General features: G+C 55.1%; 13 protein-coding genes. 1 reads left to right on the top strand and 12 read right to left on the bottom strand.

Going from position 1 to position 15,317, the window contains the following annotated elements; all coding sequences use genetic code 11:
- Positions 1-740: 740 nt before the first annotated feature.
- The 7 genes from K1I37_RS10415 to K1I37_RS10385 form a co-directional block, all read right to left on the bottom strand.
- Positions 741-2,321, bottom strand: a complete 1,581-nt coding sequence (locus K1I37_RS10415) for a DEAD/DEAH box helicase (RefSeq protein ID WP_021296398.1) — start codon at positions 2,319-2,321, stop codon at positions 741-743.
- A 132-nt stretch (positions 2,322-2,453) separates the two neighbouring features.
- On the bottom strand, positions 2,454-3,698 hold the full coding sequence (locus tag K1I37_RS10410; RefSeq protein WP_021296399.1) for a competence/damage-inducible protein A: 1,245 nt from the start codon (positions 3,696-3,698) through the stop codon (positions 2,454-2,456).
- Positions 3,699-3,717: 19 nt separating this feature from the next.
- Complete coding sequence (gene pgsA, locus K1I37_RS10405) at positions 3,718-4,296, bottom strand: CDP-diacylglycerol--glycerol-3-phosphate 3-phosphatidyltransferase (RefSeq protein WP_021296400.1); 579 nt, start codon at positions 4,294-4,296, stop codon at positions 3,718-3,720.
- Positions 4,297-4,355: 59 nt separating this feature from the next.
- On the bottom strand, positions 4,356-4,847 hold the full coding sequence (locus K1I37_RS10400; RefSeq protein ID WP_021296401.1) for a YajQ family cyclic di-GMP-binding protein: 492 nt from the start codon (positions 4,845-4,847) through the stop codon (positions 4,356-4,358).
- 31 nt (positions 4,848-4,878) lie between these two features.
- Positions 4,879-5,892 carry a RodZ domain-containing protein gene (locus K1I37_RS10395; RefSeq protein WP_021296402.1) on the bottom strand — a complete coding sequence of 338 codons (1,014 nt, stop codon included), beginning with the start codon at positions 5,890-5,892 and terminating at the stop codon, positions 4,879-4,881.
- 37 nt (positions 5,893-5,929) lie between these two features.
- A complete protein-coding gene (locus K1I37_RS10390) occupies positions 5,930-6,727 on the bottom strand; it encodes a DUF3388 domain-containing protein (protein WP_021296403.1) in 798 nt (265 codons plus the stop codon).
- A 17-nt stretch (positions 6,728-6,744) separates the two neighbouring features.
- Positions 6,745-7,833 (bottom strand): hypothetical protein, encoded by a 1,089-nt coding sequence (locus tag K1I37_RS10385; RefSeq protein ID WP_021296404.1) that lies wholly within the window; start codon positions 7,831-7,833, stop codon positions 6,745-6,747.
- 128 nt (positions 7,834-7,961) lie between these two features.
- On the opposite strand from K1I37_RS10385, the gene K1I37_RS10380 reads away from it, so the two are divergent.
- A complete protein-coding gene (locus K1I37_RS10380; protein WP_021296405.1) occupies positions 7,962-8,309 on the top strand; it encodes a hypothetical protein in 348 nt (115 codons plus the stop codon).
- Between the two features lie 34 nt (positions 8,310-8,343).
- Here the strand turns inward: K1I37_RS10380 and K1I37_RS10375 are convergent, their stop codons facing one another.
- The 5 genes from K1I37_RS10375 to K1I37_RS10355 all read right to left on the bottom strand — a co-directional run bounded on the left by K1I37_RS10375 (position 8,344) and on the right by K1I37_RS10355 (position 14,947).
- Entirely contained in the window at positions 8,344-8,940 is a 597-nt protein-coding gene (locus K1I37_RS10375) for a hypothetical protein (RefSeq protein WP_021296406.1), read from the bottom strand.
- 64 nt (positions 8,941-9,004) lie between these two features.
- On the bottom strand, positions 9,005-11,446 hold the full coding sequence (locus K1I37_RS10370) for an FtsK/SpoIIIE family DNA translocase (RefSeq protein WP_021296407.1): 2,442 nt from the start codon (positions 11,444-11,446) through the stop codon (positions 9,005-9,007).
- A gap of 656 nt (positions 11,447-12,102) precedes the next feature.
- Positions 12,103-12,327, bottom strand: coding sequence for a YlzJ-like family protein (locus K1I37_RS10365; protein ID WP_021296408.1), 225 nt, complete (start codon positions 12,325-12,327; stop codon positions 12,103-12,105).
- Positions 12,327-13,142 carry a ClpP family protease gene (locus K1I37_RS10360; RefSeq protein WP_021296409.1) on the bottom strand — a complete coding sequence of 272 codons (816 nt, stop codon included), beginning with the start codon at positions 13,140-13,142 and terminating at the stop codon, positions 12,327-12,329. The genes K1I37_RS10365 and K1I37_RS10360 overlap by 1 nt, the downstream gene beginning before the upstream one ends.
- A 146-nt stretch (positions 13,143-13,288) precedes the next feature.
- Complete coding sequence (locus tag K1I37_RS10355; protein WP_021296410.1) at positions 13,289-14,947, bottom strand: ribonuclease J; 1,659 nt, start codon at positions 14,945-14,947, stop codon at positions 13,289-13,291.
- Between the last annotated feature and the right edge of the window lie 370 nt (positions 14,948-15,317).

The following is a 15,317-nucleotide window of genomic DNA, read 5'->3' as shown; positions in this document are numbered from 1 at the left end:
ATAAGACACGTCTCCCCCACAAGACATGCCCGCCCCCACGTCGCAGGCGTGCACTGCGGTACGCGGACACCTGTGGGACGACAGGAGGCCCATGCAGCCGTTGCCGGGGCGCGGCACCCGAGCGGCACCCGAGCGGCACCCGAGCGGCACCCGAGCGGCACCCGAGCGGCACCCGAGCGGCACCCGAGCGGCACCCGAGCGGCACCCGAGCGGCACCTGAGCGGCACCTGAGCGGCACCTGGCGCGGGGCGGATAGCGCAGATTATCTACCTTATTCTCGGGATTTCTGCAGATCTGCCCCTGGCCTGGCCGCATAGTGCACGTTTTCTACCTTATTTGTGACATTGCAGCAGATTCGGGGCATTTAGTGCACGAATTCTACCTTATGCCCGCAAAATCACCGGAAATCGGGGCCCAGGGTGCCGGATAGAGTATTTTTTCGACCTTATCCGGCGGATTTTTAGTTGATATGTCTTAATAAGACACGTCTCCCCCACAAGACATGCCCGCCCCCCTCGTCGCAGGCGTGCACTGCGGTACGCCGACGCCGGTAACACCCCACGCACGCGACAGCATCGCAGCCGCCACCCACGCCTGCACATTCCCACAAACGCAACAAAGGGTTACCCTACAGCGGGATTCCCGCCGCGGATAACCCTGTTCACGCGCGCCCAACCATTCATCCGGCATCCGGCATCCGGCCCCTGGTCGGGCACTCACCATGCGCGAATGTGCGCTGATTAGCTTCTTGCGCCGCGCGGTTTGGCCGGCTCGAGGTTGACGCGTGCGCCATTGATGCGGCTTTGGCGAAGCGCTTCGTAGACGAACGGCGCGCTTTCCTCTTCCACTTCGATGAAGGTGAAGCGGTCGAAAATGTCAATGCGCCCAACTGCTGCACCTGGGACGCCGGCTTCTTCGGAGATGGCGCGAACGAAGTCCGCTGGGCTCATGCGCGCGGTGCGGCCGATGTTGACGAAGAAGCGCACCATACCCGGACGAGCGCCTGTGTCGCCAAAGTCGTAATCGTCGCCATCTGCGCGGGAGCCTTCACCGGCAGACGCGATTTTCAGCAAGGCGGAGGCGATGTCGACGGGATCGTGCTCGTCGATGAGGTTGCCGAGGATGGCCCGGTAATGTGCCAGCCCGCCCTCGTTCAGCACGTCGACGACGCGATTGCGCCACATCTCCGCTTGGCGCTCTGCTACGTCCTCTAGGGACGGAACTTCGCGCAGGACCATGCTGACCTTGGTCTCGCGTTCAATTTGCTTCAGCAGCTTGAACTCGCGCGGTGTGACCAGCGTGATCGCCAGCCCATGCTTGCCTGCGCGGCCGGTGCGGCCGATGCGGTGGACATACGACTCTGGATCCTGCGGAATATCGTAGTTGATGACGTGCGTGACGTCGTCGACATCGAGGCCGCGGGCTGCCACGTCCGTTGCGACCAACAGTTCGATCTCGCTCTTGCGGAAGCGGCGCATCACTCGGTCGCGTTGGGCCTGGCTGAGATCGCCATGGAGGCCATCCGCCATGTAACCGCGCGCCATCAGCGCCTCGACGAGTTCATCGACGCCGCGCTTGGTCCGGCAGAAGATAATGCCAAGCTGCACCTCTTCGCTGTCGACGATGCGGCAGAGGCTTTCGAGCTTATTGCGCTCGAGCACTTTGTAGCAAATCTGATCAATGCGCGGCACCGTGACTTCCCCGCGGTTGACGGTGACGTGCTGCGGGTCGCGCATGTAACGGCCAGACAGACGCTTGACCTCGGTTGGGAAGGTCGCGGAGAACAACAGGGTTTGACGCGTCTCTGGCGTTTCGCGGAGGATGCTCTCGATGTCCTCGATAAAGCCCATATCGAGCATCTCGTCGGCCTCGTCGAGCACCACGGTGGTCACTTGGCTCAGGCGGAGCGTGCCGCGGCGAATGTGATCGAGAACGCGGCCCGGTGTGCCAATGACGATTTGGACCCCTTGTTTCAGGGCGCGAATTTGGTGGCCAATCGATTGGCCACCATAAATCGGCAGGGATCGTACGCGTTTGTACTTGGCAATTTTGCGGATTTCCCCAGCGACTTGAATCGCCAATTCCCGGGTCGGCGTCAGAACGATGGCCTGTACGTGATGGTCAGGTGTAACGCGATCGACCAAAGGGATACCAAACGCGGCCGTCTTCCCGGTACCGGTCTGCGCTTGCCCTATCACGTCTACTCCCTGCATCACAGTAGGAATACAAGCTTGTTGGATCGGTGAAGGCTCCTCAAAGCCCATATCGTGAATCGCCTGCACAACACGGCGATGCAAACCAAACTCTTCAAATGATGACATAAACTCACCTTTCTGTAGTCATCGGCGCAGTCATCACGCCCTGTGGCACGCTGCCACGCCGAACGCGCGATATTTCTCATTCCATGCGTTGTGAGGACAAAACAAACAACAACCATTACCCGACAAACAACTTCAGTCCATCATGCCAAGCAATCGCCAAAGCGCTTGCTTGCAGGTACGAAGCCGAACCTGTGCGCGCGACACACGATATTGCAGTCGATAGACTTGCGTCTGGTGTTCATTGGCGACACCGACATAGACCAAGCCCACTGGTTTGTCTTTGGTACCGCCACCTGGCCCTGCGATGCCAGTGATGCCAATCCCGTACGTGGTAGACAGCCGACGGCGGACGCCTTCCGCCATCAATCGCGCTGTCGCTTCAGATACTGCCCCATCGCGCTCCAACACATCGGCTGGCACGTCCAACAACCCTTGTTTGACGCGATTGTCATACGCTACGACACCGCCCAGAAAATATCCTGAGCTACCCGGGATGTCGGTCAACATACTCGCCAAAAGACCGCCGGTACAGCTTTCTGCAACGGACAGCGTCTCCTGTCGCTCGGTCAGGCGACGACCTACGACGCTTGGCAGCGTGTCGTCGTCGACACCATACAAATAAGGGCCAAAGCGCCTGCGGAGCTCCGCTTCAACCGGTGCAATTTTTGCGCGGGCAGACGCCTCACTGTCAGCCGTCGCCGTGATGCGCAACAACATTTCACCCTCACCAGCAAGTGGGGCCACCGTCGGATTCTCCCCAGCGGTCAAATCCTGAATCTGTTGGTCTACATCAGATTCACCGATACCACAAAAGTGTAATACGCGGGAAATCAGAGCCTGCCTGTCGCCGAAAATCTCGGTAAGCCGCGGGAGGACAAAATTTCGGAGCATTGGCCGCATTTCCAATGGCGGCCCAGGCAAGAGGAAGAAATGTACACCCTTATCATAAATGTACTGTCCTGGTGCTGTTCCGTTCTCGTTGGGAATGAGTTCCCCGCCCTCTATACAATACGCTTGTTTGCGGTTTTCTTCAGGCATTTGCCGCTGTCGACCAGCAAAATACTGCATCAGGTGTTCGAGCGCCGCTTCTGACAACACCAATGGACGATTTAGAAAAGCGGCCAACGCCTCTTTTGTCAAATCGTCAACGGTCGGTCCGAGGCCGCCTGTAACGATGACGACGTTGGACCGTCTCGACGCAATTTCAAATGCTGTTCGTATCCGTGCTTCATTGTCACCGACTGCACCGTGATGGTACACGTATAGGCCGTTTTTGGCAAGTTCGTTCGAAATAAATTGTGCGTGCGAATTATTGATTTGGCCTAGCAAAATTTCTGAACCGACCGCAATCAGTTCCGCCTGACATCGATTCGCCATCGACCATCATCTCCCGCCATCAATCTGTTACACGGATGATGCGCTTGTTCTTCCAAAAGTAGTCCAGACCTGATACGACCGTGATGACCACCATTAGGTACAGCATGAGATTGGCAAACGGAAACCCGAACCACGAAAATGGGAAGTTGTTGATAATCAGCGCGACCATCGCAATAATCTGCGTGACCGTCTTCAATTTCGCCACGCGGCTGGCGGCAATGACGACGCCTTCTGCTGCGGCGACCAGGCGCAAGCCCGTGACAGCAAATTCCCGGCTGATGATGACAATGGCAACCCAAGCCGGCAGCCGTTGCATCTGCACGAGGCTGATCAGTACTGCAGAAATAAGCAATTTATCTGCGAGTGGATCGAGAAACTTCCCGAAATTCGTGACAAGTTGCCGCTTGCGCGCGATATACCCGTCGAGTCCGTCTGTACTGGCGGCCAGCACGAATACAAAGGCCGCTATCATCTCACTTCCGGTCGTTGTTTGATGATTAATTGTAATGGACCAGAAGTCATAGTGGATGAGGAGGACCAAACTCACGACAGGCACCAAGAATATCCTGGCTATCGTGATGCGATTCGCCAAGTTCAAACACGATCTCCCCCATCCCTAAAACATGCACAAATCGGCACGTGACACACACATGACACTCACCGATAATTCGTAAATTGAAGCGGCACGTCGATATCCGCCGATTTGAGGAGTTGAATCACCTGCTGCAAATCATCCCGGTTCTTGCCCTTGACCCGCACCTGGTCTCCTTGAATTTGCGCTTGGACCTTCAGCTTGGAATCGCGAATCAGTTTCGTAATCTGCTTGGCTACGTTTTGATCTATCCCCTGTTGCAACGCGAACACCTGACGGACCGTGCCACCCGCAGCCGGCTCAATTTTACCGGGCTTTAACGCCTTCAAGGAGACATCCCGCTTAATCAATTTCGTCTGAAGCACATCGAGAACCTGGGACAACTTGTACTCGTCGTCGGAGATGAGGGTCAACGCCTCGTCCTCTAGGCGAATTTCACTCTTGCTGCCCTTGAAGTCAAAGCGAGTCTCAATCTCCCGACGCGCTTGCGTGACCGCGTTGGTCACTTCCTGCAAATCGACTTTTGAAACGATATCAAACGATGCATCTTTTGCCACAATTCATCACGTCCTTGTCACTTGCGAAGCCTTACGGTTGCTTCTGAATCAGGATATTCACCGGATTCGGTGTATCCGGCATCGTCAACGGCTTGCCGTTGACGGTCACTTGAACCCCTTGAACATGTCCGAGATTCAACTGTAGCGTCTGATTGGCCGTAAACGTCCGCGTCTCGCCGGGATTGACGATATCGTTCGGGTCAATTTGATTACTGCCATCCGCCGTCACCGAAATCCAACACTGACCCTGTGAAACTTGCAATTTAACCTGGAGCTTCTTTACGTTCTGTACAGCGTATGTATGTGCGCCGTTTTCCATCGGCCCAGTTGTCACGACGACAGCTGGCGCTGGTGTCGTCGACGTCGTATTGTTCGAGACAGACGCGCTATTCCCCACCGCATTGGCGGACGTGTTCGTCGGTTTGGTGGTTGCTGGAGCTGTCGCGGACGTCTCCGTCGTATTGTTGACCACCGGCGTTTGACCCGCGTTCGCGTGGGTCGACGCGTGGTGTCCACGGATGGCAAAATAGCCGCCAGCGACGACTGCCAATGCCGCAACAATAATCAAGCCTTGGCCCACTCCGCCGCCAATTCCAAGACCACGACGCGCTTTGTCTGCCTGTCCGCGAGCCGCTGGCGGCTTTTGTGACGCGGTCGGCGTCGGTCTCGGCTCACTGATACGGGCCACGGCCTTACGCGCGCCATCCGCTGGCTGCTGCGCCTTCTCTTCTTCATCCCGGATCACTTGACGGTCAACTGGCGAAGGCGGCTCCTTCGTTGTCGCCTTGTCCGGATTTTCAACAGGCGCATCCGTCTCCCGTCCGTCGACATACTGTTGCAACAGTTCGAGTCCATCAAGGCCGAGCACATCGGCGTAGCTGCGGACAAAGCCACGCGCGTACACACGTCCCGGAAGGACGCTCCAATCGCCTTCCTCAAGCGCTAATAAATAGCGCTTCCGAATTTTCGTTTTTTCTTCGATTTCATCCAAGTCATAGCCGAGGGACTCTCTTGTTGATCGCAGAACGCGGCCCAATTCTCGCACAGATTGCCCTCCTTCTTCCAAATGTGACACAGCGCAGTCACTGTGTCCACGCGCCGGGGTCTTCCACGGGCGCATCGAGAGGAAGCTCCTCTTGCGTCTCCCGCCGTAATTCAATGATTAAGTCGAACAGGTCCCACTGATACCGAGACCGTCGGACAAAAATGTCTGGATGCTCAATCACAATTGGTGCAGGCATGCGCAGGACGTCATCGACACAGCGCAGATGTTGTTCGTCTCCACGAAGCGCCGAAACGGCCCCATCAATAATATACACGAAATGGTCGGATAAAAAATCATTCGGTGGCAATTCCTTCAGCATCGTCTGCTTCAATAGTGTCGAAGAGACGAACAGCCAACGCTTATTCGCGTAAACGCTCGCGGCAACCACCGACTCCGTCTTGCCGACGCGGGGTTGCCCGCGCACGCCAATGACTTGCCTGCCCGGCCGCTTAAAAATTTCACCCAAGAAATCGACCAATACGCCCAATTCGTCGCGGACAAATCGGTACGTCCGCGTCTCCGTGTCGCTGCGCTCAATGAACCGCCCATGTCGAAGCGCCAATCTATCGCGTAACGACGGTGAGCGCAAAGCCGTCACTTCGACGTCGTCCATCGACGCCAGCATCGTCTTGAGGACTTCTAAGCTGTCAGGCCTGTCCGTCTCAATCAAAAACCCCCGACTTTCCACCGACACACCGGCCAACTGCAAAATGTTAAAGCCAAGCATCCCCAAAAGACTCGCAATATCGCCGAGCAAACCTGGCCTGTCGCGGATAATCTTATACTGAAAGTAATATTGCGACGGTTGTTTTAAACCATCGTCTGCACTGGACATCTTTAACATCCCCTTGTTTATGCAAGCCCAAACTGTGACTGCAGCAAATTTCTTGTGGCATCCGGCAATTTCGCATAATCCGTTTGCCAGGTATTCGGTGCCTGCTCAAGCGTCTGAGCCAAGGTCTGCCACGCATCCACCACAGGTGGCGGCATCAACTGCGTATTCAGTGTGACACTCGTCGAATCAATGACAGACGTACTGCCAGCCTGCCAGTGTCCGCCGCTGATTTGGTCAATCAGATCTGTCGCCCGCGAAGGCGCCAAGTGACCTGGGTAAACCGATAAATTGGGCAGCGTAGTCGATGCACCTGTCAAGTCAAACACTATCGGGGCGTTCTGCGCGATGGATTCGGCGACTGGCTGTGCCAAGTTACCGCCGACTACGACGCCGCTGACCACTGGGTATTGTGTCGGCGCAGTCGACGTCGTCGTCGTGCTGTTCCCCGCGCTGCTGTTACTTGTATTGTTACTTGCGCTGTTATTTGAACCCGTCATATTGACAATCTGTGCTGCGGGATTCGCCGTATATAAACCAGCGAAAAACGCCTTTTGACGACTCGCCGAGACGCCGGAAACCGCATAGCCGACGGCTGGTTGTAGGGAGAGTTGTTGCGTCTTCACGAGGTTGCTCGCCCAGACGCCCACGAGCCAGCCGATGGCAAAGTCGACGGCATTCGCATCCTGCGATACGATTGCGACATTCGAGGCGGAAATGTCGGATGGAGCCTGATTCGTCAAAATGTCAAAATGAACATGGGCATATTTCTGGGCCAATTGTGATATGTCAGAGTCAAGAGCGCCCGCGTCGTCGACCGCGATGACGCAATTGGTCACATCTTGATGCTGTAATAACGTATTTGCCTGGTTGAGAAATGATCCAGTGGACGACTGAACCGTCTCCATCATGAGCGGCTCGTCACCACTGGCGCTGACCGGCGTCGTCGGCATAAAATCCGGTTTGCCGACAACCATCACGGCCGCAGCTTGTTTTTGTACAGTCGGGCGCATGGCAGACAGATCTGGTGCGCCACAGCCGGACACGAGGCCGGTGAGGGCAACCGCAACTGCCCCCGCTGTACATTTCGTTCGATTCAAACGCGTCATCTAATACGACTCCTATCAATTGCATGAGGTACAACGGCTTTGTCCCATGTATGTATTGTAACGGATTGAATCCCCTCTTGCCTTTGTGACTTTTCACTCACATAATATGTATGAAAGGGTGAATCATTTTGGCCAACTTTCATGGAGAGCATTTATCCGTCGCGAAGGCGCTCTATCAACTAGAGTATTATCTTGATCAACTGGATGCACCTTTTGATATCTATCAATTATACGCGTCCGCATATAAGGAACAACGTGGAAGCCAATACGACGAACGTTGGCTTTATTGTTTAGATGACAATCCAGACGTTGAGAACTGTCTAGATGAACCGTTTACCTTGCAGACGATTGTAGACACCCTGCTGCGTACCGGACACGAACCCGTTGTCCGTGCGTTGATGCGCTCCTTCCGACGTGAATCGATAGCCATCTCACAGTTGTACTTGATTGGCGCAACGCCAAGGCGACGCGGTTGACCGCGTCGCCTTTATCTGATCTCGTTGTTTTGCATTATTCCCCAGCTTGCGTTTGGTACCACACATCGTCTTGCGAATTATTCTGCACAGTTGGTTGTTGTAACATCGCCTCGGCAAGATTCCCGTCCATTGTCGACGCCGCCATCTTTTGATACTCAGCTTTCCCTAAACCAGCTGTTCCCACAATCGCGTCACCGTTGGTGAACGTGAGCATCCCTTCACTCACCTGGCCGCCCCCCGCTTGTCCAAAGATACCTTGAAAGTATTGGTCTACTGCTGCGTTCATCCGAGACTGCGCACTTTCCGATGCAGACGCTCCAGAACCCGCCACGGATAAGTCCACCATGGCAGACACGAGGAATTTGCCATCTCCATCGCCATCCGGCTCAATTGCTACGTCATTCACCCCGGGAATCACGCCGACTTGTTTCATAATTGCGTTCACCATCGACGACGGTGCAACCGGATCGGCTACCGTAGACGAATCCGCCAAAGACGACTGACCCATTGCCGGCACATTCGGTACACCGTGAAAGACCCGTGCGTCATAATAAGTAAAAACGCCCAACAAAAAGGCACCCGCCACCACAAATAATGGCCACGAGCGCCCGCGACGAACCTTCTGCCGCAACCCGTCCACCACCTTCATTACTATGCTTTACTAAGGTATATGGACGAGTTGCGGTATCTATCCCTCAATCTTCTCCAGTTGAACGATTCAGTTGTGCCTTGGCGTGATACCACTGTTCCTTCGAAATCAACACTTCGCGCGGCTTACTGCCTTCAAACGGCCCGACGATGCCACTTTGCTCCATTTGGTCGACAATGCGTGCAGCACGCGAATACCCGATGCGGAATCGGCGTTGGAGCATCGACACCGAGGCTTGGCCGAGGTCCACGACGAGATCGACCGCGTCTCCAAACAAGTCATCCAAGTCTGGCCCCTCCGACTCCGCCTGCGTATCTTCCTCAGCACCGTTGTTTAAATCCACCGTGTATACCGCCTGTTGCTGCTCTTTCACAAACGACACGAGCCGTTCAATTTCCTCCTCCGAGACGAACGCCCCTTGCACGCGCGTAGCTTTCGAGGCACCGACCGGATAATACAGCATGTCCCCGCGACCGAGTAGCTTTTCAGCACCACCGCCGTCGAGAATGGTTCGCGAGTCGTGAATGGACGACACCGCAAACGCAATTCGGCTCGGGATGTTCGCCTTGATAAGTCCTGTGATGACGTCGACAGAAGGACGCTGCGTCGCCACAATCAGGTGAATGCCGGCCGCCCGCGCCATCTGCGCAATCCGGCAAATGGCGTCTTCGACGTCCCCCGGTGCCACCATCATCAAGTCGGCTAACTCATCGACGATCACGACAATGTACGGTAGAGGTTCCAGCCCATCTTCGCGCAACAGTTGGTTAAACCGCTCGATATCGCGCGCACCGCGTTCAGCCATCAGTTTATAGCGGTTTTCCATCTCCTGAACGACCTTTTTCAACGCATACGCCGCTTTGCGCGGATCCGTCACCACTGGTGTGAGCAAGTGCGGAATACCGTTGTAACCACTGAGTTCCACCATCTTCGGGTCAATCATCATCAGTTTGACCTCATGCGGTTTGTTCCGCATTAAAATCGAAGCGATAATGCCATTGACACAAACGCTCTTACCGGATCCTGTTGCACCCGCGACCAACAAGTGCGGCATCTTTTGCAAGTCTCCGACAATCGCTGCACCAGAGATGTCCCGCCCTAAAGCGATGGGCAATCGCGCCTTACTTTGCTGAAACTCTGGGGCTTGCAGCACCTCGCGCAGCGACACAATGGCCACTTCGTCATTTGGCACCTCAATCCCAATTACGGACTTCCCGGGCACAGGGGCCTCCATGCGAATGTCGCGCGCAGCCAATGCAAGTGCGATATCATCGGTGAGGTTGACAATTCGAGACACTTTCACGCCAGATGCAGGTTGCAGTTCATACCGGGTGACCGTGGGCCCGCGGCTGATTTCCAGCACCTTGGCGGAGACGCCAAACGACTGCAGGGTCGATTCTAACTTCTGCGCATTGGCTTGCGCGCTGCGCTGAGAAAACGTCTTGCCCGCGTTTTTGGGCAGTGAAAAAATGCTCAGCGGCGGCAATCGGAAGTTGTCATCGTGCACCATCGGCCCCACTTCATAACCGGCCTGCTCTACTTGCGGACGACCCTCAGGGGCTGCAGGCGCAGGCGAAGCCTTCTTCCCCAATGTATCCGGAAATTTCATCACCAGTTGATTTCCAACTTGTTCCAGTCCTGCGGGCGCAGCGCCCGTCGGTGCCGCGTCGGCTTCCTGTTCGGCCTGTTGTTGGCGGGCGCGCGATGCGAAATCGTGGATAATCGGCTCCTGCACCGACGGTTCGGCGCCTTTCACATCGTAGACTTCCCCGTCGACAATAATCTCCGGCTTACGTCGACGAGATTTGTCCGGCGGTAGCTGTTCGACATCCTGTTCGTGCTTATCGGACTTAAACAATACATTCGTATACCCCTTGACTGATTTCCACAGACTATCCATAAAACCTTCGGTCCACGAGGTGCCACGTTTCACGACATTCACCAGCGACGCCTGTAAGACCAGTGCAACGCCAATCAACACGCCCGTGGAAATCACCAATAGCGGTCCGACTTCACGGGTATCGGGCGTGTTGAACAACACGTGCAGTACGGCAAACACCACGTAGCCGACCAGACCTCCGCCCGCGGAAGGCGGCGCGGCAGACGTGTTCGGATGAAAAATATAGTTCTTCAACTCCTGCAACGCCTGCCACTGCGCTGCGGCCAACCCGGTACCGGTTTGATATTGCAATTGACGGCTATAAAACTGCATCTCCATGAAGCCTAACAGGCATAGCAAAATGATTAAGAGGCCAACGTGCCGACTGTCCCACACGAAGCGCGATCTCCGAAACATCATATAAATGGCCGCATAGCCCGTCAGAATAGGAATTAGGAAATACCAACTCCCGGCGAGAAAAATGCTGATGACAGCGAGCGACTGACCCACGAGCCCTAATTTGCCTAAGGCGAGCGCACATCCCGTGAGCATCGCCAAACCGGTCACTTCATACTTCAAGATGTTCTTCTGTTGCTGTTTACGTGCCACGGTTCACCCACCAGTCTCATTGTCCTTAGTGAAGAATTCGTGAATCCAGGAATGATTTCCTGCCAAGGTCGCTGACTGGATCCGGCGGCACCCCACTGGCACCATTGGAAATATTGCGCTTACTTGCGGTCTCTCCCGCCCGCGCGGGTTATTGAACGCCGTAGCGGCGGCGCCGAAGGAGTGGCCACACTCGCTGCGGGCGTGTGATCGAACGCCGTGGCGGCGGCGGCGATCCAGTGGCGCACTCGCTGCGGGCGTGTGATCGAACGCCGTGGCGGCGGCGGCGATCCAGTGGCGCACTCGCTGCGGGCATGTCTTAATAAGACATTCCCCCAGCAATTTGCGCAGATAAGGCAGAAAATCTGCACTATTCACCGATTTTTCAGTTGTATCCGGCGGATTTTGAGTAAATAAGGCATTTCAGGTGTCTTAAGCGGACGAATTCTCGAGGAAAGGCGAAAATAAGGTAGAAATCTTGTCTTAACGGGCCGCGCCCCTACCGCCCTACCGCCCTACCGCCCTACCGCTCCCACGCTGCGCGCGATGACAGCAAAGGGCCATCCCTCAAGCCATCTGCGATGACGATTGGGACAGCCCTTGTCCACAACGCTTGCATTCAGCATTCAGCATTCACACTTCACACGTAGGCATGCGTCCTACCGCGAGGTGTACGGCATGCCAGGTTGCCAATCTGGCCGAAGGTAATCACTCGCCCTCGGGCTAATCACGCGGCTGACCGTCGCCTCACCCGTCTTCGCGCTGCGCGTTAAAACGAGAATAGCGTCGCCGACAGTGACTTCTTCCGTGACGGTGTCTGAGGCACTTTGCGAGGATGTTGGCGTGGCGAAAATTTCGCTGTCCGACAACGTCGTCCAATGCATTACTGCATCACCCCTACCGCTGGGCTCGCCGTCTGTTGCCGCTCGCGAATCAACTCGTGCAGTTTGCGCATCGCTTCACCCAGCCCACCAATTTCATCCACCAGGCCATACTTCACCGCATCCGGTCCAATGACGGTTGTGCCAATATCCCGCGCCATCTGCCCGGTATTGAGCATCAACTCGCGAAATTTGTCTTCGGTGATGTTTGAATGATCGACCACAAATTTCGTCACTCTATCCTGCATTTTCTCAAGGTATTCGAACGACTGCTGCACGCCAATCACGAGCCCATTTAGGCGAATGGGGTGAATGGTCATACTTGCGGATTCGGCGATGAATGTGTAATCGGAACTCACCGCAATCGGCACACCAATCGAATGGCCGCCGCCAAGAACGAGCGAGACCGTCGGCTTGCTCAGCGAAGCGACGAGTTCTGCAATCGCGAGCCCCGCCTCGACATCGCCGCCCACCGTATTCAGAATCAGCAATAACCCATGTACTTTTTCGCTTTCCTCGACAGCCACCAACTGCGGAATGATATGCTCGTATTTGGTGGTCTTGTTCTGTGGCGGTAACACCATGTGGCCTTCAATTTGACCAATGATGGACATACAGTAGATATCGCTGTTGACATTGGCGGTATCCTCAGGAGCCGTTTGGCCCAGCGCCTCTATATTTTGAACGATCTCGTTCGCGCCCTCGTCGCCGGTCACCGGTTCGGCTTCAGACTGCGCAATAGCTTGCTGGACGGCGGTGCGCCTTGGCTTCGTCGACCGCAGAACCTGCTGTAAAGGTGAATTCATATCATAACCCATCGTGGCGCCATTCCCCCTTTTCTACCGGTAGTATGAGCCACGGGTGCTTGGGGGATGCAGGGGAGAATGCCAGAAATCGCAGCGGAACGAAAAACGGGCCATCTCAGACAGTCCATGTCCAAGATGACCCGTTTTTGACAAGCAGATTACGCCTCCATGATGATTGGAAGAATCATTGGGCGGCGGCGCGTCTGCTCAAACAGATAGCGGCCTAACGAATCGCGAACGGCCGTTTTCAGGCTCGACCACTCACTCACGTTGTCCGTCACCAATTTGATGAGCGTACTTTCCACCAGCTTATTGGCCTCGTCGAGCAATGCCTCCGACTCGCGCACATAGACAAACCCGCGTGAAATGATATCTGGACCGGATAAAATGTGCCCTGTCGCCTTCGACAGTGTGACGACGACAACCAAAATCCCATCTTGGGATAACAACTTGCGGTCGCGCAACACGATATTACCCACGTCCCCGACGCCAAGTCCATCAATCATCACTGTGCCCGCAGGTACCTTCCCGCCGAGGCGCGCACGACCGTTTTCAAATTCCACCACGTCGCCAAGCTCGGTGATAAAGATATTCTCTTCCTCGACGCCAACTTCCATCGCGAGGTTCGCGTGCGTCCGCTGCATCCGAAATTCACCGTGCACAGGCAAGAAAAACTTCGGCTTCACAAGCGACAGCATCCACTTGAGTTCTTCCTGGCTACCGTGGCCCGAGGCATGGACACCGCGGTAAATGACATTTGCGCCGGCGCGGAAAAGTTGGTCAATGGTACGCGCCACATACTTCTCGTTACCAGGAATTGGGGAACTCGCGAGCACCACTGTGTCTCCAGGCATGATCTCGATTTTGCGATGCGCCGCCCGCGCCATCCGCGTCAGTGCAGACATCGGCTCTCCCTGGCTGCCAGTCGAGAGAATGACCAGCTTTTCCGGGTCAATTCGATTGACGTCATCCGCGTCAATAATCGTCTCCGGCAGAGCTTCCAAATAGCCAAGCTGTAAACTGGTTTGGATATTGTTCACCATACTGCGCCCGACAACGGCCACCTTGCGGCCATGTTGTTCAGCAGCGCGAATCATGAGTTGCAACCGATGGATGTTTGATGCAAAGGTGGACATGATAACGCGACCGGTCGCGTTTGCCACAATTTCATTAATTTTTTCTCCCACCGTCAGCTCCGAGGGCGTGTATCCCGGGCGTTCAGCGTTTGTGCTATCGCCAACCAGCGCCAACACTCCGCGGGCGCCAAATGCCGCTAGCTTGTGGATGTCGGCCTGACGCCCGTCCACTGGCGTCTGGTCAAATTTAAAGTCACCTGTGTGCACGACGAGGCCTTCCGGAGTCTCTATCGCGAAACCTGTGGTATCTGGGATGCTGTGATTTACATAAAACAACGATACTTGAAAAACGCCTGCCTGAATGTTGGAACGGCCGTCCATGACGTTGAGCTTTGCTGTGTCGAGCAAACCGTGCTCACGCAATTTGTTCTCAACCAATCCCAACGTCAGTCGCGTTCCATAAACCGGAACATTCAATTCGCGAAGAATGTACGGCAATCCACCAATGTGGTCCTCGTGGCCGTGCGTTAGAAAGATTCCGCGAATCTTTTCGCGATTTTCTACCAAAAACGTAATATCTGGTATAACAATATCGATTCCCAGCATATCTTCTTCAGGAAACTTCAACCCGGCATCGACGACGATCATGTCATTGCCATACCAATATAAAGTCATATTTTTACCGATCTCACCAACGCCCCCAAGCGGGACGATGGAAAGTCTTGCTTTTCCTTTAGCCAAAGTGGCACCTCCGTAGTGCTATCCCAGAAACTGAAGTTCGACACAGATATAGAGGCTGTGCACGCCACACAGCGCCTCATACCCGCAAGTTTGTCCCGATAAGGGAGAAGAACTCTGCGGTGATTCCCACAGTTCTGTCCGTACGCCGATGAAAAAAGTCGCAATATCTCAATCGGTCACACAGATCAGCCCGGTCCGTCCATCCATCGATCTGAGTGATGATTCGCTCAATAAATAAGCCGCACCAGTCACTATGGAAATCATTATACCCTGCCGACGAATGCTTCACAACAGACGATCCCGTCTACATTTGTCGAAATCTGTATCAAAATAAGCAAAGAGGCACAGGATTCCCCATGCCTCTTTGGCG

The sequence above is a fragment of the Alicyclobacillus acidoterrestris genome (assembly GCF_022674245.1).
Classification (GTDB): domain Bacteria; phylum Bacillota; class Bacilli; order Alicyclobacillales; family Alicyclobacillaceae; genus Alicyclobacillus; species Alicyclobacillus acidoterrestris.
This window is presented reverse-complemented; position numbering and strand designations above follow the sequence as displayed.

What these genes read in the sequence shown, in the direction of transcription:
- K1I37_RS10415 (WP_021296398.1), bottom strand. Translation starts at nt 2,321, where the DNA reads ATGTCATCATTTGAAGAGTTTGGTTTGCATCGCCGTGTTGTGCAGGCG.
- K1I37_RS10410 (WP_021296399.1), bottom strand. Translation starts at nt 3,698, where the DNA reads ATGGCGAATCGATGTCAGGCGGAACTGATTGCGGTCGGTTCAGAAATT.
- K1I37_RS10390 (WP_021296403.1), bottom strand. Translation starts at nt 6,727, where the DNA reads ATGTCCAGTGCAGACGATGGTTTAAAACAACCGTCGCAATATTACTTT.
- K1I37_RS10385 (WP_021296404.1), bottom strand. Translation starts at nt 7,833, where the DNA reads ATGACGCGTTTGAATCGAACGAAATGTACAGCGGGGGCAGTTGCGGTT.
- K1I37_RS10365 (WP_021296408.1), bottom strand. Translation starts at nt 12,327, where the DNA reads ATGCATTGGACGACGTTGTCGGACAGCGAAATTTTCGCCACGCCAACA.
- K1I37_RS10360 (WP_021296409.1), bottom strand. Translation starts at nt 13,142, where the DNA reads ATGGGTTATGATATGAATTCACCTTTACAGCAGGTTCTGCGGTCGACG.